Genomic DNA, 270 nt, shown 5'->3' with positions numbered 1-270 from the left:
ACTTCGGCTACCTTGGCCCGATCCGGGCGCGGTGACGCTGACGCGCACCGGCGCCGCCGACCAGGTCCTGGCCGATCGCGGCGCCGGCGGCTTCGCCGCCGTCCTGCCGCTCCCAGGCACTTCCCGGACTTCGGCCGCCGCGCCCAATCCGGGCGCGGTGACGCTGACGCGCACCGGCGCCGCCGACCAGGTACTGGCCGATCACGGCGCCGGCGGTTTTGCCGCCGTCCTGCCGCTCCCGGCCACTTCCCGGACTTCGGCTACCTTGGC

1 protein-coding gene is annotated in these 270 nt (G+C 75.9%); it reads left to right on the top strand.

Going from position 1 to position 270, the window contains the following annotated elements:
• The coding region (locus AC3A6M_RS24910; RefSeq protein ID WP_487855365.1) for a hypothetical protein at positions 1–270 on the top strand (270 nt) is incomplete at both ends.

It is taken from the genome of Telluria sp. Soil_C_11 (assembly GCF_057657395.1).
Note: the sequence above shows the minus strand (reverse complement) of the source record. Positions and strands in the feature narration are given on the sequence as shown.